This is a genomic window from Nitrososphaerota archaeon, from assembly GCA_029785825.1.
In the GTDB taxonomy this organism is placed as follows: Archaea; Thermoproteota; Nitrososphaeria; order Nitrososphaerales; family Gagatemarchaeaceae; genus UBA183.
In genome coordinates this window covers 952,264-975,255 of sequence record JAFLYY010000001.1, presented here as the reverse complement: position 1 = coordinate 975,255, position 22,992 = coordinate 952,264, and the positions used below count along the sequence as shown (strand labels likewise).

Sequence of the window (22,992 nt, the reverse complement as noted above, 5' to 3'; positions counted from 1 at the left end):
GACGTGGCCAAGGCAAGAAGGGCGAGGACAGAGGCCCTCACCCTCCTGCTTCTCCTGCTCATGGGGTCCGGGGCGCTGGTGGCGGCGGGTCCCGCATGGGCCAAGACGTACAGGCTCACCGTGCAGACCAACTCTCCGAGCTACTACGGCTCCCAGCAGGTGGTGGTCGTGGGCTCGGTCTTGCCCGCGCCCGGGGCGGGGACCAGCGTCTCGATCTCGGTCTACAACCCCCAGGGTGAGCTCGCGCGGGCCGCCGAAGCCCAGGTAGACGGGACGACGGGAAACTACACCGTCTCCTTCGCCGCGGGCGGGGCGAGCTGGACCGACGGACAGTACGCGGTCGACGCGACCTGGGCGCCCTCCACCTCCGGACCGGCCTACCACGCGACCACGACTTTCAGCTACTCGGTCAACGAGACGACGACGACGACCGCGTCGACTACGACCACCTCCACCGGGGCGCCTGCGATATCGGCCACCGCCGCGTCTACCACGCCTACGGGCTCAGCCGCGTCCACCACCTCGTCCGCCGGGTCCACCACTTCCTCTGCTCCCGTCACGGTCACCGCCGTGGTCTCCAGCTCCGGGAGCGTCAACGTGACCGTCAACGACGCGGTGGGCGGGATCGCCCTGGAAGTGACGGGCGCGTCCTCCATCGAAGGGAAGGGGCTGACCCTGACTGTCGCCGTCCTGCAGCCCCCGTCTCCGGGCACCCCTGCCCAGGTCTCGCTCGCAGGGACCTCCCCGCTCGCCTTCTCCAGCCTCGTCGGCGTGGTCGACCTCCGCTCCAACAGCAGTTCGGCCGGGGAGCTCCGCTTCTGCGTCACGAGCGTCGGGGTCGACGCCCAGACTGAGATACTGTACTGGAACGGAGCCGGCTGGGTCCAGGCGTCCGGGACCACCGCGTCCGGGACCACCGTCTGCGGGACGATACCTCTGTCGGCCCTCGGGGGGACCCCGGTGGCCATCGGCTCCCTGGCCGCGGCTGCTTCGAGCGGGACCGCGACTAGCTCCCATTCCGGCCAGCCGTCGTCCGCCGCCGGGGGGACATCCCAGCCGGGCCTCGGCTCCCTCCTCACAGGATACGGCTTCTACGTCCTGGCTGCCGTCGCGGTTGCGGTGGCCGTCCTTCTGGCCGCCGTCTTCGCGATCAGAAGGAGACGGCGCTGGTGGAGCTGAACGCGCCCCCGTACGCAGGGCGGGACCCTACCGCGGCCTCTTCCTCGCCCTCTGAACCACGGCGACGCTGCGCGCCGGGGGCCGACTCTCCGACCCAGGGCCCCTGAGCTTCGAGGAGATCACCTGGTCCAGCGAGTCGTATAGCTCCAGCCTCTCTTCGATTATGCTCGCCTTCGCGTCCTTCACTCCGCGTATCTGCATCAGCTTCCTCTCCGCCTCTTCCGCGGCGACGAGGTTGGGAATGCTGATGGCGTAGACGCTGTACCTGGCCCACACCCCGGCGTAGAACAGGTTGTCTTCCAGGACCTTCATTATCGCCCCGTCCGCGGCCGAGCGGTCCGCCCCCGGCTCGTACTGCACCACGACGTTCGCCTCCAGGCTCCCGCTGACGGCCCTCGTCTCGTGGAGCGCCATGGTGAACAGCGCCATCCCTGACACCATCCTGTCCAGCCGCCTCTTGACCGTCCTCGCCGACAGCCTCGTCTTCTTCGCCAGCTCGTGATATGACTGCGATGCGTCCGGCCTCAGCGCCGCGAGTATCTCCCAGTCCGCCCTCTTCAGCTCAAGGTCGCATGGGGGGAAGACCACCTCGGTGAACATCGCCTCCGTCGCCCCCGACATCGTCTTCACCAGCTTCAGCTTCCTCTCCAGAGACGCCCCTCCCTCGTGGAAGAACACCAGCCCTATCATCCCGTCGAGGTGGGTGGCGACTATCTGCATCCCCTCCACGAGCGCCAGGCTCCTCGCCAGCTTGTGCCTCGACGTCTCCGGAGGGACCTGGATCCCGAGGGCGGCTATCTGCAGCCCCAGGACTTCCGGGTTCGGCTGGCCCACCACCCCGTTCAGGACGCCTGTCTCGAACAACCTGCGCATCCTGTTCCTGACCGTCTCTGCTGACACCCCCAGCCTCTTCGACAGGATGCTGATGTTCGGGCGGACCTCGGGCCGGAAGGGGGCCGTCTGATGTCCCTGCAGGAACCAACGGAGGATCGCAACGTCCACCCTGTCCAATTCTTGTATAACCGTCCGCCTAAATTGCATATCTAAGGGTTTGTCTGTCGTTTTCCGCAAGCGGCGTTTGGACTGGGCTTATCCCGACACCGCGACGTCGTCCCCGTCGTTTGCTCCTGCCATCGGGAGAAAGGGATGTCTGCGCCCCCCCATCTCCGGCGACGGTCGCCGCACCCTCCCGACGGCCTGAAACAGCTGGTGCGCCCCGATGACGGACGTGAAGCTCCGGCGCCCTGCCAAGATGCAGGCGTTCCTCTTCGTCGCGCTTTTCGTGGTCAGCGCCCTGGGCTCTCCGGTCAGCGTGACGCCGCGCTCCTCGGCGGCCACCCCACAGCAGGCGCTACCGGCCGTCGGAGCCACCCCTGCCCCGGCGCCCGTCCGCCCCGACAGCACCCTTCCCACCTCGTCGAGCACGTCCGTCTCCTGCTCTCCTGACCCGACCCACGCCCCCTCCGGCTCGACCGGGTCGGATACCACCTGCACCGCCACGGTCACAGGGAGCTCGCCGACTGGGACCGTGACCTTCTCCTCCTCGAGCTCCACCGGGACCTTCGGCCTCGGGGTCTCGTTCGGGTCCACCCTCGCGTGCACCCTCTCCTCAGGCTCCTGCTTCGTCTCCTACTCCGACTCCGTGACCGGCGCCCCGACCATAACCGCGAACTACGCCGGGGACGGCAACAACCTCGCGAGCTCCGGGACCTTCGCGCTGACCGTCACCGGCACGGTGGTCCTCACCCTCTCTCCCGGCTCAGGGCTCGCCGGCACGGTCGTGACCGTCAGCGGCTCGGGGTACGCCGCAGGCGCACCGATCATCGTCTACTTCGCCGGCAGCTCCGTCTCCACGAGCGGCACCTGCACGACCGAGAGCACGTCGGGGAGCCTCGGGGTCCTCCCGGCCTCGAACGGGTGCTCGTTCACCGTCCCGAGCTCCGCCCTCTCCGCCCCCGTCGTGACCGCCTTCGACGACGTGGGGGACGCGGCCTCTGCTGCCTTCTCCATGACCACCACCAAAGTCCCGGTGTCGCTCACCCTTTCCCCTGACTCGATGACCTCGGCCCTCAACGCCACCAACTTCTTCACGGTCACCTACACCTACTCGGGGGCCCCCACCACGGTCGACTACGTCGGGGCCCCGCTCTCCTTCAGCGCCGACGCCGGCACGAACGTGCAGGTCTCCGCCGAGTCCTCCCTATCCACCTCTTCTGAGGCGTGGTGCCTGTCCTACTCCGCCAGCGCCTGCCAGGCGACGTCCTTCAGCACAGGGGCGTCCGGAGCCACGGAGACGTACTACTACTACGGCCTCCTCTCGGAGCCTGTCACATACGCGCTGCTCGGCGGCGGGTCCTATGTCCCGGGACAGCCTCCCACTCCCCCCGGACTGGCCTACACCACCGCCCCCGCCGCCGCCGGTCCTTCTGACTCTCCCGTCACCATCGGGTCCCCCGGGATCGGAGGACAGCCCCTCCCCAACACCCCGCCCTTCGACGCCTTCGTGCTGAAGGGGACGACAGCCTACCTGCCCCAGGTCCTGAGCGGCGCGGGGACAGGGGAGCAGTGGACCGTGTCGTCCGCGACCGCCACCCTCGCGGTGGTGAACTCCATCCCCGTGGCGGAGTGGGTGGTCACAGCGCCGAGCCAGCTCGGCAACCCCATAGACTACCAGCACCAGTATCAGGTCACCTTCGCCTCGAGCCCGTCCGCCGGCGGCTCGACCGCCCCCTCGGGGACGGCCGTCTGGGAGGACGCGGGGAGCCCCGGGATACCCATCTCCGCCACCGCGAACTCCGGCTACGCCTTCTCCGGCTGGAGCTCGTCCACCGGGTCCATAACGTTCTCCAGCGCGTCCTCCGCCTTAACCACCGCCACGATAGACGGCGCGGGGACCATCACAGCTGACTTCGGGTCGTCCGCCCCGCCGCAGACCCAGGTCTCCATCACCCTCACCCCGGACTCGCTCGGCACCTCGGCCCTCAACGCCACGAACTTCTTCACGGTCACCTACACCTCGGGCGGCGTCACGACCACCGCCGAGTACGTCGGGTCCCCCCTCGTCCTCACCGTCGACCAGTCCACCACCGTCACGGTCTCCGCCGCCACCTCGCAGTCCTGGCTCGGCCAGATGTGGTGCCTCACCGGCCCCGCCGCCCCCGGGAACGTCTGCGGGGACGGCGCGAAGATCTCCGCGGGGCCGACCCCTGCTTCCGCGAGCTACTATTACTACGAGCTCGTCGCGGTCCCCGCCGTATACGAGGTCAGCGACGGGGGGTCCCCGTCGGCCCCCTCCATCAGCTTCGTGACCGCCCCCTCGGTCTTCACCTACGGCGCCTCCCCGCCCCAGTCTGACTCCCCCCTGGCCACGGCCGTCACGCTCGCCCTCTACAACCCCATGAGCGCCCCGCCCCTCGTCTACGCCCTGGAGGGCTCCCCTCTGACCGCCCCCGACGTCCTGGCTGGCGGGACGGGCGAGAGGTGGGTCCTGGTCTCCTCCACCGCGGCCGTGTCTGGCGGGACCGCCTCCTGGACCGCGGGAGGGCCCGCGCCCGTCGAACCCCCCCTCGACTACTGTCACCAGTTCCAGGTGTCCTTCGCGTCCGCCCCCGGCGCAGGGGGGTCGACGACCCCGTCCGGCTCCTCCGTCTGGGAGAACGCCACCTCGGTCGCGATATCCGCGGCCGCGAACCCCGGCTACGTCTTCTCGGCGTGGAGCTCGTCCACGGGGGCCATCACCTTCGCCTCCGCCGGCTCCCCCTCCACCACGGCCGTCATCGGAGGGACGGGGACCGTCACGGCCAGCTTCGGCGTCCCCTCCGTCACGCTCAACCCATCGTCGGGACCGGCCGGGACCGCCACGGCGGTGACCGCGTCCGGCCTCGCCCCCAGCTCCCAGTACGACCTCTGCCTCAGCACCTCCAGCGGCGCCTGCGCCGGGCCCTTCCCGTCGGGGACGCTTGACACGAACGCCTCAGGGGCGGTGGCGTCATGCACCGTATCCCCGCCCGGCACCACGGCGGCCCCCTGCTCCATCACGGTCCCCTCCGGGACCGCCCCCGGCGCCTACTTCGTCGTCGTCCTTTCGACGTCGGGACCCCTGGTCGCGTTCGCGCAGTTCACCGTCACCTCCGGGGCGGTCACCTTCGACGAGAGCGGCCTCCCCTCCGGGACAAGCTGGACCGTCACCTTCGACGGCGTGCTCTACTCCTCTACGGGCTCGTCCCTCGCCACCGGGGCCCTCTCCGTGGGGACGTACCCCTGGAGCGCCCCCGACGTGGCCTGCGGCACCGGGTGCCGGTACGCCCCCTCCCCCGCATCAGGCTCGACCGCCGTCCCGGCCGGCTCGAGCGTCGTCATAGCTTTCACCAGGCAGTACTCCCTGTCCATGAAGTACGCCGTCAGCGTCGACGGCGCCGCCTCCGCCCTCCCCGCGGGCTACTCCGCGCCCACCCTGTCCTACACCTCCGACGGGTCCCCCCAGACGGCCGCCCTCGGCTCGACCGCCGCCTCCTACTGGGTCGACTCGGGGACCACCTGGTCGGTCACCGACCCCCTCGCCGGGTCCGGGAGCGCGCAGAGGCTCTACACCGGGACCCCCTCGGGGACCGCCTCCTCCTCCGCGTCCGTCGTGGTCACCTACTACCTGCAGGCGCACACCGCCCTGAACCTCCTCCCCGCGGGGGCGAGCACCCCGATAGCGAGCCCCAACTGCTTCGACATCTCCTACACCTACCTCGGCTCCTCCGGACAGTCCCAGCAGCAGTGCTCCCAGTCCCTCGCCGAGTGGATGGACGAGGGGAGCGGCGCAGGCGGGCTCTCGGTCTCCGGGTCCTCCAGCGGGTCGACCTCGTCAGAGAAGTGGTGCATCGACCCGGCGTGCGCGGCCGTGGGGCTGACGGTCCAGGGGTCCCAGCTCACCCCGACCCTGTACTACTACGACCTCCTGCTCCAGACGGTCCAGTACTCCCCCGTGGGCGGCGCCCCGGTCTCCGCCATCCCCCTGGGGTACTTCACCATCCCCGCCAGCGGGAGCGTGAACGGCGCCCCATCGGCGGCCGCCGTCGACCTCACGACATCCCCGCAGGCCGTCTGGGCCCTCAGGGGGACCGTCGCGACCTCCCCCCTCCTCGTCTCGGGACCGGCCGGGACCAGGTGGCTCGCCTCCTCGGCAGCGCCGGTGTCCGGCGGCGACCTGACCTGGACGATAGACGCCGCCAACGCGGTCGACAGCCCGATCTACTACTACGAGCAGTTCCAGCTCACCCTGAGCTACACCGTCGCGGACGGCGGGTCCCCCTCGGCCCCCGCCTTCGCCGCGGGGAACCTGACCGGGACGTCGACCGCGACCCTCCCCCTGTCCCCCTCCTCCGTCCAGCTCTGGTTCAACGCGGGGGGGAGCTTCACGGCGACCGACCCGCTCACAGGGTCCAACTCCACCGACAGGTGGTACGCGCTCGTCGGCTCGGGGACCGTGTCGGCGCCGGCCGCCCTCGACATCGTCTACTATCACCAGTACCTCGTCGACTTCGCCGTATCCGGGGCCGGGACGATCACGCTCAACGGGAACCAGTGGGAGAACGCCACCGTCCTCATCGACATGGCCGCCACCCCGACGGCCCCCGCGGACTTCCTCCAGTGGTCCGCCAGCGGCGGCCCCCTGACCTTCGAGGACCAGTGGGCCCCGTCCACCGGGGTCTATCCGGACGGCCCTGGGACGGTCACGGCGAGCTTCGGCGTCCCCACGCTCGACCTCTCACCCGCCTTCGGCCCCGGCGGCACCCCGGTCGCGCTCTCGGGGTCCAACTACACCACCGAGGCGACCTACTACTACTGCTTCGAGCCGGGGGTGACCTCGTCCCCGGCCGCCTGCTCCTCCGCCCACACCTTCCAGCTGTACGGAAGCGACCCCGGCCTGTTCATCGTCCCGTCCTTCGCCGTCCCCTCGGGGTCGTCCACGGGGCTCTTCGCGGTGACCGCCGCCGCCTCGGGGCTCGTAGTGGCGTCTGCGCTCTTCACGGTCACGACCCCCACGGTCGCCGTCAGCCCGTCGTCCGGGACGGCGGGGACCGGGTTCTCGTTCGGGGCCGGCGGGCTCGCCCCGGGGATGGAGTACGCCACCTGCCTCGCCTACGGCCCCGCGCCCCCGACCCAGGGGTGCCAGCCGACGATCTACGCCATCGGCGGCCAGAACGCCGGGTCGCCGGCGCTCAACACGGTCGAAGCGTACGACCCCGCCACCAACGCGTGGATGGCGGCGCCGCCCCTCCCCGTGGCGGTCACCAACGCCACGGCCTTCAGCATCGGCGGGCTGATCTACGTGGTCGGCGGGACCAACGCCACAGGGGGCCTCGTGGACCTCACCCAGGTGTACGACCCCCTCACAAACATGTGGGCCTCCGGGCCGGCCTACCCGACCCTGGCCTCGGGGCTCGCGTCCGCCTCCAACGGCACGAGGGGGTTCGCCTTCGGGGGGACGGGCCTCTCGGGCTCGCTCTCCGCGCAGTACGTCTTCTACCCTGACCAGAACTGCTGGTCGTCGGTGGGGCCGTGCAGCGCCTCCGTGGCGGTCCGCCCCGTGGCCACCTCCGCGTCCTCGGCCGCCTACCTGGACGGGGAGGTCTACTCGGTCGGCGGGACGGGCCCGGGAGGGGCGTACGCCTACAACACGGCCGCCAACTGCTGGAGCACCCAGTCGACCTGCCCCCCGATCTCGCAGCCCCCCCTCGACCCCTCCTGGCTCGCGGCCTCGGCCGACGGCGGGCTCCTGTACGCGTTCGGCGGCGCCCTGCCAGGGGGCGCCCTCACCTCGGCCACGCAGGTCTACGACCCCGCGACCAACCTGTGGGCCAGCGCGCCCCCCATCGGGACCGCCACCGCGGGGCTGGCCTCGGCGGAGGCGGACGGCCTGATCTACGCCGCGGGGGGGAAGACAGCGGGCGGGTACACCGACGCAGTGGAGAGCTTCAACCCCCTGACGGACGCCTGGTCCGTCGTCGCCCCGCTCCCGACCCAGAGGGCCGGCCTCGCCATGGTGGTGCTGTACTCCTACCCGGACGGCCCCGCCTTCTCCAACTCCTACGTCACGGCGAGCGACGGCAAGCTCCCGGGCGGCCTGAGCGCCACGGTCCCCTCGGACAACGCCCCCGGCGCCTACTACCTCGTGGTGAGCCTCGGGTCCCAGCTGGTCGGCTACGCCCGCTACACCGTCACCTCTCCCTCGCTCTCCATCGGCCCCTCCGAGGGCTCCCCCGGCTCGACCGTCACCCTCACGGGGAGCGGCTTCTCTCCCAGCCAGACCTACGAGTACTGCTTTTCCAGCTCCAACCTGGTGGCCTGCTCGGGGTCCCCCGCCTTCTCCTCCACCGCGTCGGGGGACATCCCCGCCTCCACGACGCTCACCGTCCCCTCGTCGGCCGCCGGAGGTGTCTACTACGTGACCGTCTCGATGACCGTGTACCCGCCCCCGAGCTACCCCGTCGTCCGCGTCTTCCTCGCCTCGGTCCCCTACACCGTGAGGCCCTCGATGTCCTTGAACGTCTCCTCCGGGGACGCCGGGACCTCCTTCACGCTGACGGCCGCCGGCCTCTCCCCCTCCACGGCGTACGGCTACTGCTTCAGCCTGACGCTGGCCCAGACCTGCGCCCAGCAGGGGACTGCGGTGACAGGCGTCTCTTCCGGCTCCGGAGGGTCCCTCTCCGCGACCGTGACGGTCCCGGCCTCCCTCGCCCCGGCGGGGCCCTACTACTTCATCCTGGAGACCACCTCCGCGGCACCGTCCATCGTGGTGTCGTCCCCCTTCGTGGTCACCGCGTCCGTCTCCACGGTCGCCCAGACGTCCGGAGGGTCCGTCTCGGCCGACGACTCCGCCTCCACCGGGACCAACGTCACCGTCACCGGCTCGACCGCGTCCGACGGGACGAGCGCCAACATCACCACGACGGTCCTCGGCTCCCAGCCTGCGGGGACGTCGGGCTCGATCCTCACCTCCGTGGGGTACTACGACGTCAAGGTCACAGGGATCACCGACGGGACCGCCCAGATCTGCATCGATAACCCGGCCGCCACCCAGTTCTCTGGCATGCAGTACTACAGCAACGGGTCCTCCTCCTGGGTCGACGCGACCCCCATCACGTTCACGGTCCCCGACACGCTCTGCGGCACCGTCCCGGTGGCCGACCTGACCGGGACCCCTCTCCTCATCGGGGCCCAGCCTGTGACGGTAGGGTTCGCCGTCTCGGGGATCTCGCCCGACTCGACCGGGGTGGCCCTCACGGTCGACGGGGTCGCCTACTCCGCCTCGCAGTTCCCGCTGTCGTTCAGCTGGCTCCCCGGCTCCGTCCACGCCTACTCCTGGAGCGCCGCCGTGTCGAGCACCGCCTCCGGAAAGCGGTACGCCTGGATTTCGTCTACCGGGGCCGGGGCCACCGCCCTGTCGGGGACCGTGACCGCCCCCTCGGCGGGGGGCACTGTGTCAGGCGCGTTCGTCACCCAGTACTACCTCGCCGTCCAGGCCACAGGGCCGGGGGCCGTCTCTCCCGCGAGCGGCTGGTTCGACGCGAGCGCACTGCTGACGCTGACCGCCACCCCCTCGCCCGGGTACGCCTTCTCCTCCTGGACGGGCACGGGCGCCGGGTCCTACACCGGCTCCGCCAACCCCGCCTCCGTCACCATGAGCGGCCCGGTGAACGAGACCGCGGCGTTCGCTCCGATATCGGCGCCCGTCTCCAGCTACTCCGTCACGGTCACCGAGTCGGGCCTCCCGCCAGGCACGACATGGCAGGCCACCTTCGACGGCGTCACCCTCACGTCGGCGTCGGCGTCGATGTCGTTCCCGGGCGTCCTCTCGGGGACGCGGACATGGAACGTCCCTGCCGTCCAGGGGAGCGCCCCCGGGGTGAGGTACGAGCCTTCCGCGGCGTCGGGGAGCCTCGTCGTCCCCACCCAGACCGGGCTCGCCGTCACCTTCGCGACGCAGTACCTCGTCACGGTCGCGGTCAGTCCGCCCGGCTCGGGGACGGCTTCCCCCGCGGCAGGCTCCGGCTGGTACGACGCGGACTCGTCCCTGGCGCTTTCCGCGTCCCCGTCCGCGGGGTACGGCTTCGTCGGCTGGTCTGCTTCGCCCGGGCTGTCCGTGGCCGTGCCGGGGGCTCCCTCCACGTCCGTGAGCGTCGCCACCTATGGGACTTTGACGGCTGAGTTCGCTTCGACCGCGCCCGCCTGCACCTCCGCGGCGGCGGAGGCCTGCCAGGTCGCCCTGTTCGCCGGGGGCGCCTCCGTCAACGAGACCTCCACCGGGGTCTTCGTGGAGATAACGGGCTCGGCGGCGGCCGCCGGGACCCTCGTCAACATCACCACCAGGGGAGCGGGCCCTGCGCCGCCTGCCGGGGTCCCCCAGGCGGACCTGACAGGTGCCGCCTACTATGACGTGAAGGTCACCGGGGTCTCCTCGGGGACGGCCAAGGTCTGCGTCGCGTCGGCCGGGCTCGCCGCCGGCGCCCTGATGGTGTACTGGACAGGCTCCGCCTGGTCGCCTGCAGCCGACGTGGTCGCGTCGTCAGACGGTCTGTGCGGCGTGGTCCCTGTCTCTGCCCTCACGGGGACCCCCCTCGCCGTCGGGTCCCCGCTGACCGTGGTCGCCACCACGACCACCCAGGGCTCGACCTCGCAGCAGTCCACCACCGTCGCGCGGTCCACGACCTCGGGGTCTGCGACGGCCTCCGCTTCCGGCTCGGGGAGCGCCCCGGGGCTTTCCGCCGTCACCCTCGGGGTCCTGGTGCTCGCGGCGGCGGTGGCGGTGGCTTCGGCGCTGTTCGCCCTGGCGAGGAGGAGGAAGCCCTCGTGAAGGCGGCGCTCAGGGACGGGTCGCCCTCGCCTCGGTGGAGCGTCCTGGGCCGCTCCCGCTCGACCAGCTCCAGGTAGCGCGCCTCCTCGGCGGGTCCGCATACTACGCGGAACTCTCACGCCTGCGGGGTCATGGACGCACCGACGGTCGGCGCGAAGGTCGCCGAGTTCGAAGCCCCTTAGGGTCTGCTTTCTCTTATGGAGCGCCAGCAGGGGGACGACGGTTGCGCCGATGAAAGGGCGGCGAGCGGGCCGAGGGGCCCCTGGCCTGGCCTAGCCTAGCCCCGCCACACGCCGATGGCGAACCCGATGATGAAGAAGATCGGGAGCCCGTAGAAGGCCGGCCCTATGTGGGCCGCCTGGAAGGTCAGTATGTTCACGATGTGGGTGAAGATGGTGCCCGAGCTCACGAAGGGCACGGTCACCCCGACGAAGGCGGCCAGCATGAGAGCGACGACGACTAGGACCACGCTGACCAGGGCCTTCTTGACCGCTACCCCGAACAGGACGCCGTCTATGAACAGGAGCACCAGCCCGATTATGGAGCCGTATGGGAGGAGCTGCGACGGCAGGACCCCCGACAGCCCGGTGGTCGTGTTCGTCGTAGCTAGCGCGATCTGGATGAGGTCCAAAGCTCAGTTTCGGTTCTCCGCGCATGCTCTATAAGCGTTGCACCAGCAGATTCTCCTATGTAGCTGTTGGTGGGCCTTGCGGACCAGCTGTATCCACTCCTTGAGTGGCTCCGGGGGCGACACCACCCCCTTCATAGCAGCCAGTGTCTCCACCTCGACTGTGGGAACCCCCCCATATCCTTGACCTTCTCAGGCCAGGCGGAAGGCACTGGTCACGTCGACAAATGTGTCGTCGAAACAGCTATCTCGGGGCAGCCAATAAGGCATCGTCTCTGAAGGTGGGGCTCTCCCCCGAAGTCGGGCTCGGTAATCAGGTAACACCAGGCACCGATAGCGAGCGGGGTGGTCTCCGCCAAGCAGTTGCGAGAACAGGCGCCGTAGACCTGGGCGTTGGAACCGTGAATAGCGCTTCAGAGCGTCATCTTCGCATAGCCATCGCTTTTTCTGGCTGGGCGAGGCATGAAAGTGATATTGCACGCTGGGCCGAGCTTCCCGGAACTAAGTACATGGGAGAATGTGGGGGTAAATCAGGTTCTCAACCCCATCTGTGTTGCGGACCTGCCTGTGGTGACTACAAGTGGCGACCATCATGCAGTTGACGGAAACAAACGTCACAGAGACATCCCAAGGGATTTGGGCATCGAGGACGAAAGTGCGACTCCAACTAATAACTCCGAAGCCGAAGTCTTGATTTGAATGGTCATCACAAGGTCCTCGAGAATCGTTAAGACGGCACCCAAAGAGCTCGTATAGCCGAGGGCCATCAAGTGCACATAGCCAAGCAATCAGCACGCGGGAGTGTTGTACTCTTCTCTGGGAACGTCCTCGCTGCAGTCATAGCTGCGGCAGCAAGCATCATCGTCGCCAGGCTCCTCGGACCGAGCGACTTCGGATTGTTCAGCCTCTCGCTCGTTATGCCGTCCCTCCTCCAGATTTTCACCCACTTCGGGACTCGGACAGCCGTTACTCGGTATGTCGCCCATCACCTCGCACTGGGTGAGGTGGAGATGGCTCGGCGGTTCGCTCAGAGCGCGATGATCTTCTCTCTTCTGGTGGGAAGCGTTCTGGCCGTAATCAACTACTTCGCATCTAACTGGATTGCCACTGTCCTCTTCCAGAGGCCAGAACTCGCCCCTTACATTGCCCTCATGTCGGTCTACCTATTGGGTCAGTCGGTGATTCTAAACGTGATTGCGGTAGCCACTGGGTGGTACGCCATGGGGCAGGCGTCCTTCGCCAACATCCTGCAGTCCGTGCTAAAGCTTCTGTTGTCACCAGCTCTGATATTGCTGGGACTTGGCGTAACTGGAGCGGTACTGGGGCACTCCCTCTCTTTCGCCTTTGGTGGGGCTTTCTCTGCAATCCTCCTCTTCTTTACTAAGGTCAAGGTAGCTCGGGAGAGGTTAGGATATCTCGTTAAAGACACCAAAGAAATGATAACGTTCGGGTTCGCCCCTTTCATCGGTGGCCTGCTTACAGGGTTAGCAACCTTCTACGTCTCCCTCCTCCTAGCCGCGGTAACCGTTGGACACAACGAGCTGGTCGGATATTACTCAGTCGCAATCAACCTCACGGTACCACTCTCGCTCCTTTCGAGCGCCACTGCGGGGGCGCTCTATCCCGCCTTCGCTAGCCTTCACGGGCTAAAGGCCGATACCGGGCAGGCATTCGCCATGTCTCTTAAGTACGTGTCCTACCTCGTAGGGCCCGTCATTTTCTTCCTCATGGCTGCTTCAACTGATCTCCTCTACACCTTCTACGGTCCCTCTTTCGTTCCCGGATCTAACTATCTCTTCTTGTTGGCTCTTGCATATTCTCCGGTGGCTTTCGGCCAAGCGATATCCTCGAGTTTCCTCTTGGGGGTAGGGCGGCCAAGACTGACCTTCTTGGCGACGGGGCCTGGAGCGGTCGTCTTGCTAGTCATGGCACCGCTGCTCTCTGTTTCAAATGGACTTGGGGTCGTTGGTCTTATCATCGCCTTATTTGCTTCGAACTGCACAATTGCAGGCGTTGGGTTGTACATAGTGCATCGATACAAGCTTGGGACTGTGAGTTGGCGTCCACTCTTGGGCATGCTCAGCGCTTCGTTGATGGCCCTCCTTGCTTGCCTAGTCCTTCCGGTCATTGGTCACAAAATCATAATGCTAGGAGTGAAGATGGTACTCTTTGGCGGGATATACCTCACGGTTGCGCCCATCTTGGGAGCGGTTGACGATGCTGACTTGGACAGGCTCTCCGAGTCTATAAGGGAAGTGCCCATCCTGTGGAAGCTGCTATCACCGCTTGTTAGGTACGAAAAGGCGTTGGCCCGAGCGCGGCGTTAATCCAGGCATCAATTCACCGTTCTTGTCCCCTACATTCTCCCATGAAACTGCCCTTCAACTGGTAAAGAGACGACAGTTGCCTGCTTTTCCCAAGTCTGTTTCCCAGCTCAGTGGGTTGTTGAATAACCCAGTTTGATGGGCGCGCCTTTTCCCCTTCGGACACCTCGACCGTCCCTCCCTCGCCTCGTCCTACGCCCTCGCCGACAGGAACATGTTGTACACAGACGCCTTCAGGAGGAGCTCGTTGATCATGTACTTCCACTTCACTGACGTCACGTGCTCCCCGAATGCGCTCTTGAAGGACGATATCGCAGACTCCACCCTCCACCTGTCCCCGTAGCTGTGCCTCTTCTTCCATCGGTCGTAGCCCCCGAGCTGCTCCTGGACCACGAGCTTCCTGGGCATGCACCCCATCGCCCTGAGCGAGGAGTTCTTCCTGACCCTGATGACCGGCTCTACGCCGTGGTCGTCGAGGTACCTGAAGTTGGCCCTGGAGCCGTAGGCCCCGTCACCGATCATGTGCCTGACATCGGCTCTTGACGCCGCCTCCTGTACGAGTGGTTCCAGCATCTTCCCGTCGGGGACGTTCTCCTCTGTCACTTCCACTGAGAGCATCTTCCCAGTCTTCACGTCCACCGCGAGGTGGAACTTGACGAACCCCCTCTTCACTGCCCACTTGTGGCGTATCCACTCCCCTCTGTTGGAGACCTTGATGCCCGTGGAGTCCACGGCGATGGTGACGTCTTTGGCCCTGTCCACCGTGGGGTCGATGTCGACCTTCACCCTGGCGACCCTCCACCAGATCGTCGTGTAGTCAGGGACGACCCCTCTGATCACGTCTACGTGCTCTGCGAAGACCCTCACGAACCCTTCGAGCTGCCTGTACGGGAGGAGGTACACGTGGATGGCCGCGAGCATACTCATTAACGAGCTTGGATAACGGTACCTCGCCCCCTCCTTCCCCTCGTTGGAGCTTTCGAGCTCTCCTCTCCATCCAGATAAAAAATCTGGGTCGAAGAGGAGCTCTCCACTCCTGACCAGCTCCTCGTTGTACGCCCTCCAGTCCCTCTTCTTCTTGGACGCCATCCTGCACGGTAGACCGGCGCTTCATCATGTGTCAAGGCAGGGCAAGCAAGGCTGACGGACGAATCAGTTATTCAACAACCCACAGCTCAGCAAACCCCTAAATACTCAGGGGGGATGCAATAATCATCTCAGTATGTCAGAAGGCGATGCATGGCTTCGACTTGAGGAACCCAAGCAGATTCTTAGAGCTTCGCCCACGGTCGCAAGCGGCGATCGCCAAGATGCAGAAAGAGTCGGAACGCCGTTTCTTGTGGCCTGCATCCCCTGTTTCAACGAGGAAGAGCATATTGCCTCTGTCATAATCAGAGCACAGGAACATGTACGCCGGGTAATCGTTTGCGACGATGGCTCGTCTGACATGACAAGCAAGATAGCGGAGAGACTCGGGGCGATGGTGATTCGCCACGACTCTAATCTGGGAAAGGGTGTTGCGCTCGCGGATTTGCTTTGTGTGGCGAAAGACTTGGGCGCCACGGCAGTGGTTACCATGGATGGCGACGGACAACATGACCCTGGTGAAATCCCTCTCTTGATTGAGCCTATCATCCAGGGAAAGGCCGACGTCGTCAACGGGGCTAGAGAGAAGGGGAGTGGTATGCCCAACCACCGCAAGTTTGGGAACAAGGTTCTCAATGACATGACCAACAGAGCTTCCAATGGGGCATTAAGAGACAGCCAGAGTGGATTCAGAGCTTATTCCAAGAAGGCTTTGAATGAACTCGCCGTGACTGAGCACGGAATCGGCGTCGAATCACAGATGATTATCGACGCTCTTAGGAAAGGTCTGAAAGTAGTCGAGGTCCCTGTTGCAGTGATTTACGGAGATGACACGTCAACTTACGGTTCGACGAGGCACGGCACCTATGTCGCAGGAACAATCGTCAGGTCCATACTGGAGAGAAGCCCTCTTCTGTATCTGGGCGTCCCGGGTCTGGCCCTCATTACGTTTGGGTCTCTCATGGTGTTCTTTCTAGTTCAACTCTATGACGGCTCCCGCTACTTCAGCCTTCCCTTCGCGCTCCTCAGCACCGGCAGCCTCATACTCGGAGTCCTTCTTATAATTGCAGCGATGCTGCTCTATTCGATTAACAACTTGGAAGTCAGGCTGAGACACTCCGGTTGAGGCAACCGCTCAAGCCATAAGTGAGTTGAAGTGCCAGGGAAATGACACGAGACGGGAGGGACAGAACGTCTTGAAACCAGCAGTCATTCTTGGTACTCGCCCCGAAATCATCAAAATGTCTCCGATAATCAGGGCACTCAAGAGGCGAAGAATCGACTTTCTTCTTCTGCATACAGGTCAGCACTATTCTTACAACATGGACCAAGCGCTCTTCGAGCAGTTAGGGCTGCCAGAACCAGAGCACAATCTCAATTCTGGGTCGGGCACCCATGCCGAAGAGACCGCGAGAATACTCATCGGCGTTGAGAAGTTTCTTCAAGCCCAGAAACCTGATTCGGTCCTAGTTGAGGGTGACACGAATACAGTACTGGGAGGCAGTTTGGCCTCGTCAAAGTCTGGGGTCATCTTGGGTCATGTGGAAGCGGGCCTCAGAAGTGGGGACACACGAATGCCCGAGGAGACAAATCGCATTGTGGCTGATCACCTATCAAATCTCTTGTTCGCTCCCACCCGCTTCTCGAGGCGAAATCTCCTTCAGGAAGGCATCAAGAAGGACTCAATTCACGTAACTGGGAACACGGTGGTTGACGCGATTGAGCATGACTTACCAGCCGCAAGCAAGTCAGAGCTTGGGGTCGAGGTTCCGACGGAGGGTTACTTCCTTCTCACGCTGCACAGGCAGGAAAACGTTGATGACAAGGGTAGACTGAAACAAATTCTCCAAGCCATCACTACTACTGGCGACAATTTAGGATACCCAATCGTATACCCCATGCACCCTCGAACCAAGAAGCGTATCTCACAATTCGGACTTGAGCTGGACAAGCGCCTCCAAGTTATCCCGCCTCTAGGGTACTTCCAGTTTGTGAGGCTGATGAAGAACGCAGACCTTGTTCTCACCGATTCGGGTGGTGTTCAGGAAGAAACATGTGTGCTAAAGGTTCCGTGTGTTACAATCCGAGACAATACCGAACGCCCAGAAACCCTCCTGGTGGGCTCAAACATGCTTACCAAAGCGGACCCCAAGAACTTGTTGGAGTCTGTAAAACTGATGAGGAGCAAACCGAGAAAGTGGAGCAACCCCTTCGGTGACGGTCACGCTGGTGAGCGCATAGTCAATATACTCACGAAAACCGAGGTCAAGGGGCCTTGAATCGGATCTTGGTTACTGGCGGACGGGGGTTCATCGGAACTCACCTAGTGAGCGAGTTGCGAAAACACGGACATGAGACCTGGGTCTCGGACCTTCTTAATTGTGACGACTCCCAGTTCATTCGGTGCGACGTCAGCGAGTTCAGACAGGTTGAGAAGTTGTTTGACCATAATGATTACGCCCTAGTATACCACCTTGCGGCAGAATATGGAAGGTGGAACGGAGAAGACTACTACGAGAACCTCTGGAACACAAATGCCGTGGGAACCAAGAATCTGATTAGGATGCAAGAGAAGAAGCACTTTCGCATGGTATTCTTTAGTAGTGCCGAAGTGTACGGGGACTACAGTGGCAGGATGTCGGAGGATGTCATGGACAAAGTTCCGATAAAGCAGATGAACGATTATGCAATGACGAAGTGGGTCGGAGAGATGCAGGTCCTCAACTCAGCGAGCATGTTCGGAACGGAGACAGTCAGGATTCGACCGTTCAACGTTTACGGGCCAGGCGAACACTATACCCCATATCGAGGTTTCGTCCCGAAATTCATCTACAGTGGAATACACGACCTGCCTTACACGGTATATTTGGGCCATAAGAGAACTCTAGAATATGTGAACGACATCTGTTCTGCCTTGTCGAACTTAACGGACACATTCAAGCCAGGCGAGGTTTACAACCTCGGAGGAGAGACGACTTATGAGATAAAACAAGTGTCTGATATGATCCTGAAGGCACTGGGGAAGACTGATTCGAAGGTCACGTACAGGAAAGAGGAGGGTTTCACCACGAAGGTCAAGACTCCAGATTCGTCGAAGGCCAGCCGTGACCTTGGCTTCAAGGCAACGATGACGGTCCAGGATGGAATCGCGAGAACCGCAGAATGGTTCAAAGATACCTATGACGGAGGGCGCGAGTGTTGAATTCAAAAGAAGTGCTCGGTGGCTACGCGGACGCGACTATCTTAGTGACTGGAGGGGCTGGCTGCATCGGCAGCAATCTGACCAAGGCACTGCTTCGAGCGGGTGCGGCTCGCGTTATTGTTCTCGACGATCTGTCCGCAGCATACGAATGGAACATCCCAAAGGATAACCGTGTTGTCTTCATCAAAGGGAGTATTCTTGATGAGGCCATTATGAAACAGGCTTATTCATTCAAACCATTTTATGTGTTCCACTTGGCTGCCCACTTCGCCAATCAAAACAGCGTTGATCATCCCGAAGCCGACCTCGCCGTCAACGGGACAGGTACCTTGCGGGTTCTCCAGCATTCCAGAGAAGTGGGAGTAAAGAGGATTGTTTATGCGTCGTCAGGATGCTCGGTATACGGCAGCACAGCACCATTGCCTCTTAAGGAAGACTTCATGTCGATTCACCTGGACACCCCATATCAAATCAATAAGCTCGTCGGAGAACTCTACTGTAACTACTTCAGTAACTATTACAAGACGCCCATCGCGATTGCCCGGTACTTTAACGTCTATGGACCCGGCGAGGTACCTGGTCTCTATCGAAACGTAATTCCCAACTTCATGTTCTGGTCCATGAACAACAGACCACTTCCAATCATGGGCACCGGAGACGAAACGCGTGATTTCACATTCGTAGATGATATCACTGACGGTACTCTCCGGCTAGGTGTAGTTCCAGAAGCCGTGGGCGAGGCGTTTAATCTTGCATCAGGTGAAGAGACGAAAGTGATTGACTTGGCTAAATGGGTTAATGAAATCACGAAGAACAAAACAGGAATCCTCTACAGAGAAAAGAGAGACTGGGACAAGTCAACTCGAAGGCGAGCTTCAATCTCTAAAGCCAAACGGCTTCTAGGATACAGTCCCAAGGCTACCGTGAGAGACTCTCTTAGCAAGGTTCATCAGTGGTTTCTGGAAAACTGGGAGAACATAGGTGCAAGCGCCAAGTTCTAGGCTACGTGTACTCATTCTATCACAAATCTATCCTCCTGACCTTGCAGGGAGCGCGACAAGGGCGTTTAATGTGGCGAAGGGATTAGTAGCAAACGGCGTCTCGGTCACAGTGGTCGCTGGCGTGCCGCACTACCCGGATGGGAAAGTGCCATCAGAGTATAGGTGGAAGCCACTGGCAGTCGAGAACCAGCGAGGTCTCAGAGTTATTCGCACCTTCTTGCCTCCTCTACCGTCGAAGGGTTTCGGGAGGAGGCTCATTATGTTCATGTGCTTCATGTTCACTTCTTTCTTCGCATATCCCTTTGTGAGGAAGGCAGACGCGGTCTTTGCCTCGAATCCTCAGACTCTTGTAGCTTTCCCAGGATCAGTCTATGCTCGACTCGTGGGGGGCGTCCTGGTTCTGAACGTGGACGACCTCTGGCCTGAGTCCCTATATGATCTTGGAATGCTGAAGTCAGGCACGGGCCATTTAGTGGGTGATTTGGTTGCGAGGACAGCCTACTCACTGGTTGACTGTATCACCCCCATCAGCTCTGGGTACGTCGAGACTCTAACTGAAAAGTATTCGATTGCCCGATCCAAGATTGAGGTCATTCCCGGAGGAGTGGACATGAGGTTGTTCGACGGATGGAATAAGGAGAGGGACTCGGAAACCTTTCAGGTTCTCTACGTTGGGGCCTTCTCCAAAGCCTACGACTTCGACCAAGTACTTCATGCGGCTGCCGACCTCGCCGTTCACCCTGAGATTAGGTTCGTGTTTCAAGGCGCGGGTGAGATGTCGGCTCATCTGAAGTCTGTCGTTAAAAGCATGGGGCTCACGAACGTCCTTGTCTCCGACAATGTCGTTCCACGAAAGGAAGCAGCTTCCATGATGATGAGTTCAGATGTGCTTATTGTACCCCTGGCTGGCACAGGGAACATCGAGAAGGGTTTCTCGTCGAAGATTTACGAGTACCAGGCTGCGGGTAGACCGATTATTTGCTGTTCGCGTGGAGTGGCTGGAATCTACGTGGCGGCTACCCGTTCTGGGTTCGTTGTGGAGCCTGGGGACTACAAAGCCGTGGCCAAGGCAGTTCTGTTCTTGTACTCACATAAGGCCGAAGCGATTAGACTTGGCACAAGAGGAAGAGGCGTCGTCCAGCAGAATTACACAATGGAAGCCGTTGGAAGAAGTCTCATTACACTGATCGAGGCGTTGAACAGGAAGTTCAAGGTTCGCAAGATACTAGTTCGCCAAACTGCACAGGGTGTAACGGAGCCAGACCCGCTGACACCATCACTCTGGCCAGGTTCGGTTTAAGACAGATGAGATATGTCATGTTGGGCAGCAACGGACTTCGAGTGTCCCGCGTGGGACAAGGGACGGGCCAGTTTGGAACCCCCCCTTGGGGTTACGGCACGACGTTCAGAAGGCAAGACGTCTTCGAGACGGTCGATGCAGCTATGAGAAACGGGGTCAACATGTTTGATACAGCTGAAACCTACGGCGACGGCCAGTCGGAGAGGTTGCTGGGAGCGTGTTTACAAAAATACAGGCGCGACGACTATGTCGTGGTCTCCAAGGTGGCACCCTGGAACCTAAGGTACGAGAATGTGTTGAAGGCTGCTGACAGAACCCTGGAGAGGATGGGCTTGAGATATATTGACTTGTACCTCGTGCATTACCCCAATCCGCTCATACGAACGCGGGAAACCTTCGGTGCGCTCGAGAAACTCGTAGAACTGGGCAAGGTGAGGTACATTGGGACGAGCAACTATCACCCGATTCAGCTGAACAAGGTAATCCGAGCCCTCAGGAATACGGAGCTCTCGGTGAATGAAGTCGAGTACAATGTGGTCTCTCGGTTCTCTGAGAAATACACAATTCCTTATTGTTTAAGGAACAAGATTGGTGTCATAGCGTTCAGTCCCCTCGCGGGGGGCCTCCTCACGGGGAGGTACAACAGCAAGTCTCCTCCTAACGACCGGGCAAGGGCATTCAACTTCCTTTCGAACATCGGGTTCATAGGTAGGTTAGAACGGTTGCTTGATGTCCTGAAGGAGATTGCAGATAAGAAGGGCGCGTCGATTTCCCAAATCGCTCTCGCGTGGATTGCTTCACACAGACAATGCGTTCCGATCCCGGCTTCACTAAAACCCGCAGAAGCCGAGGAGAATGCGGTTGCTGCTGAACTCTTCTTGTCGCGTTCCGATCTGGAACTGATTGATAAAGCAACCCCACGAGTGGGACTATCAAGATATGTACTCGACCACTATGCGGTAAGACCTATCTCGTGGACCAAGGAAGCGTTACGAGTCGCCTACTTTAGCCACCCTTCTGCGAACTCAGAAGATAATTGACGTGCAATCTCAACTCAAATTTGGCAGATTCGTGGTGGTGCTGACAGATTGCAGATACCAATCAGACTCTGACGAAGAGGAAAACCACAATGGTCTCAAAGGCCCCTGAAAACCGAATAACAACAAGGCTTGTCCGGACCCAATAAGTTGCCCTCTAAAGAAAGAAACATACTACTCGTTACCACGAGTCCCAACATTGGTAACATTGATGGAGGTACGACTGCAACGAGATCAAAGTTGATAGGGCTGCTAAGCGAAAACAATCACCTGTTCTTCTTGAACGCGCGGAGAAAACCAAGCCGTGTGGAGCCTGGAAATCGATATGGACCATGGGAGTCATCATTCCGCCAGTTATTTCTTGGGGGGAAATGTCTCATGTTTCTTACAGACTTGAATCCGCTCTACCTGATGGCTCTGCGGAGGTCGATAGTCAGGAACTCGATTGACTTGGTGATAGTCAGCGAACCATATGGGATTGGCTCGGCTTCTCTTGTGTCATTAGGTGTCCCTATCATCTATGACGCACATGATGTGGTCGCGGATCACGCCAACATCGCTTGGAAGAGGGTCAGTCTAGACTTCAGGCTGGCGAGGCTACCAATTGTGCGTCAGTTCCTAAGGGAGATATTTATCGGTCTCGTCAGAGTCATCGAATTGATTAGCTGCCGCAGGAGCAATAGGATTGCTGTTTTGAGCCCACTAGACCAGCAGAGGTTCTGTACGCTCTACCGCGTACCACCCGAACGGACCGTCCTGGTAAAACCATGGTACGAGCCAAAGCAAAAACTAATCGGGACCAAGGATAACCTGGTGACTAACGTTGTGTTTCACGGCATCTATCGGCATCCCTCTAATCTCGAAGCGTTCAAGACTATTGAAGAGTACATAGCGCCTGAATTGCAGAAGAGAGACAACACGATCCGCGTCCTCCTTGCTGGTACAGATCTTCCACCTTATGAACGAGGGAACATAAGATCTTATGGGCACGTGCCAAATCTGGAAGCCTTTCTCGCTCTTGGTGATGTTGCAATTGTTCCGACTACAAGCGGTACTGGCATCCGGACTAAAGTCTTTGATTATATCTCCCATGGAATCCCAATTGTATCCACTGTAAAGGGAGTGGAAGGAATCGGCTTGGTTAACGGTGTCCACGCGGTCATATGCGAGTCAGTAGACGAGACTTTCCTGGATTCGGTGATTAGTTTAGCAAAATCTGAAAGCAAACGAATTTCTCTCGCAAGGAATGCCCTCAATCTCCTCACTACTGAGTACTCTCGGCGAACTTCCGCTGAGCAGGTTCAAGTGCTGTTGCGCGGCCTATGAAACGATTCTGTTATGGTGACTCAAGGTAATGAAGTCAGTTGGGGGACCAAAGTCATTTGAACAGC

At 61.8% G+C, this 22,992-nt stretch carries 14 protein-coding genes; 10 read left to right on the top strand and 4 right to left on the bottom strand.

Features of this window, described 5'->3' with window-relative positions; all coding sequences use genetic code 11:
• Positions 1 to 3 precede the first annotated feature (3 nt).
• Entirely contained in the window at positions 4 to 1,179 is a 1,176-nt protein-coding gene (locus tag JRN21_05230; protein ID MDG6988713.1) for a hypothetical protein, read from the top strand.
• A gap of 27 nt (positions 1,180 to 1,206) precedes the next feature.
• Here the strand turns inward: JRN21_05230 and JRN21_05225 are convergent, their stop codons facing one another.
• Both JRN21_05225 and JRN21_05220 read right to left on the bottom strand, forming a co-directional pair.
• Entirely contained in the window at positions 1,207 to 2,190 is a 984-nt protein-coding gene (locus tag JRN21_05225) for an AsnC family transcriptional regulator (protein MDG6988712.1), read from the bottom strand.
• 78 nt (positions 2,191 to 2,268) lie between these two features.
• Complete coding sequence (locus JRN21_05220; GenBank protein ID MDG6988711.1) at positions 2,269 to 2,769, bottom strand: hypothetical protein; 501 nt, start codon at positions 2,767 to 2,769, stop codon at positions 2,269 to 2,271.
• On the opposite strand from JRN21_05220, the gene JRN21_05215 reads away from it, so the two are divergent.
• Positions 2,708 to 11,023 (top strand): hypothetical protein, encoded by an 8,316-nt coding sequence (locus JRN21_05215; GenBank protein MDG6988710.1) that lies wholly within the window; start codon positions 2,708 to 2,710, stop codon positions 11,021 to 11,023. The genes JRN21_05220 and JRN21_05215 overlap by 62 nt on opposite strands.
• A gap of 277 nt (positions 11,024 to 11,300) precedes the next feature.
• Here the strand turns inward: JRN21_05215 and JRN21_05210 are convergent, their stop codons facing one another.
• Positions 11,301 to 11,654, bottom strand: a complete 354-nt coding sequence (locus JRN21_05210; protein MDG6988709.1) for a hypothetical protein — start codon at positions 11,652 to 11,654, stop codon at positions 11,301 to 11,303.
• Positions 11,655 to 12,421: 767 nt separating this feature from the next.
• On the opposite strand from JRN21_05210, the gene JRN21_05205 reads away from it, so the two are divergent.
• Positions 12,422 to 13,978, top strand: a complete 1,557-nt coding sequence (locus tag JRN21_05205; protein MDG6988708.1) for an oligosaccharide flippase family protein — start codon at positions 12,422 to 12,424, stop codon at positions 13,976 to 13,978.
• Between the two features lie 189 nt (positions 13,979 to 14,167).
• Here the strand turns inward: JRN21_05205 and JRN21_05200 are convergent, their stop codons facing one another.
• On the bottom strand, positions 14,168 to 15,064 hold the full coding sequence (locus tag JRN21_05200) for an IS5 family transposase (GenBank protein ID MDG6988707.1): 897 nt from the start codon (positions 15,062 to 15,064) through the stop codon (positions 14,168 to 14,170).
• A gap of 133 nt (positions 15,065 to 15,197) precedes the next feature.
• On the opposite strand from JRN21_05200, the gene JRN21_05195 reads away from it, so the two are divergent.
• The 7 genes from JRN21_05195 to JRN21_05165 all read left to right on the top strand — a co-directional run bounded on the left by JRN21_05195 (position 15,198) and on the right by JRN21_05165 (position 22,927).
• On the top strand, positions 15,198 to 16,187 hold the full coding sequence (locus JRN21_05195) for a glycosyltransferase family 2 protein (protein ID MDG6988706.1): 990 nt from the start codon (positions 15,198 to 15,200) through the stop codon (positions 16,185 to 16,187).
• Between the two features lie 70 nt (positions 16,188 to 16,257).
• Positions 16,258 to 17,340 (top strand): UDP-N-acetylglucosamine 2-epimerase (non-hydrolyzing), encoded by a 1,083-nt coding sequence (gene wecB, locus JRN21_05190; protein ID MDG6988705.1) that lies wholly within the window; start codon positions 16,258 to 16,260, stop codon positions 17,338 to 17,340.
• Positions 17,341 to 17,348: 8 nt separating this feature from the next.
• Positions 17,349 to 18,263: an NAD(P)-dependent oxidoreductase gene (locus JRN21_05185; protein ID MDG6988704.1), complete on the top strand. Its 915-nt coding sequence runs from the start codon at positions 17,349 to 17,351 to the stop codon at positions 18,261 to 18,263.
• Between the two features lie 11 nt (positions 18,264 to 18,274).
• Positions 18,275 to 19,264 (top strand): NAD-dependent epimerase/dehydratase family protein, encoded by a 990-nt coding sequence (locus tag JRN21_05180; protein MDG6988703.1) that lies wholly within the window; start codon positions 18,275 to 18,277, stop codon positions 19,262 to 19,264.
• A 70-nt stretch (positions 19,265 to 19,334) separates the two neighbouring features.
• Positions 19,335 to 20,564: a glycosyltransferase family 4 protein gene (locus tag JRN21_05175; protein MDG6988702.1), complete on the top strand. Its 1,230-nt coding sequence runs from the start codon at positions 19,335 to 19,337 to the stop codon at positions 20,562 to 20,564.
• Between the two features lie 50 nt (positions 20,565 to 20,614).
• A complete protein-coding gene (locus JRN21_05170; protein ID MDG6988701.1) occupies positions 20,615 to 21,604 on the top strand; it encodes an aldo/keto reductase in 990 nt (329 codons plus the stop codon).
• A gap of 375 nt (positions 21,605 to 21,979) precedes the next feature.
• Complete coding sequence (locus JRN21_05165; protein MDG6988700.1) at positions 21,980 to 22,927, top strand: glycosyltransferase; 948 nt, start codon at positions 21,980 to 21,982, stop codon at positions 22,925 to 22,927.
• Positions 22,928 to 22,992 lie beyond the last annotated feature (65 nt).

Bases quoted from the DNA above. Each gene is read 5' to 3' on its own strand.
- JRN21_05195 (MDG6988706.1), top strand. From the start codon at position 15,198: ATGTCAGAAGGCGATGCATGGCTTCGACTTGAGGAACCCAAGCAGATT.
- JRN21_05200 (MDG6988707.1), bottom strand. From the start codon at position 15,064: ATGGCGTCCAAGAAGAAGAGGGACTGGAGGGCGTACAACGAGGAGCTG.
- JRN21_05165 (MDG6988700.1), top strand. From the start codon at position 21,980: ATGTTTCTTACAGACTTGAATCCGCTCTACCTGATGGCTCTGCGGAGG.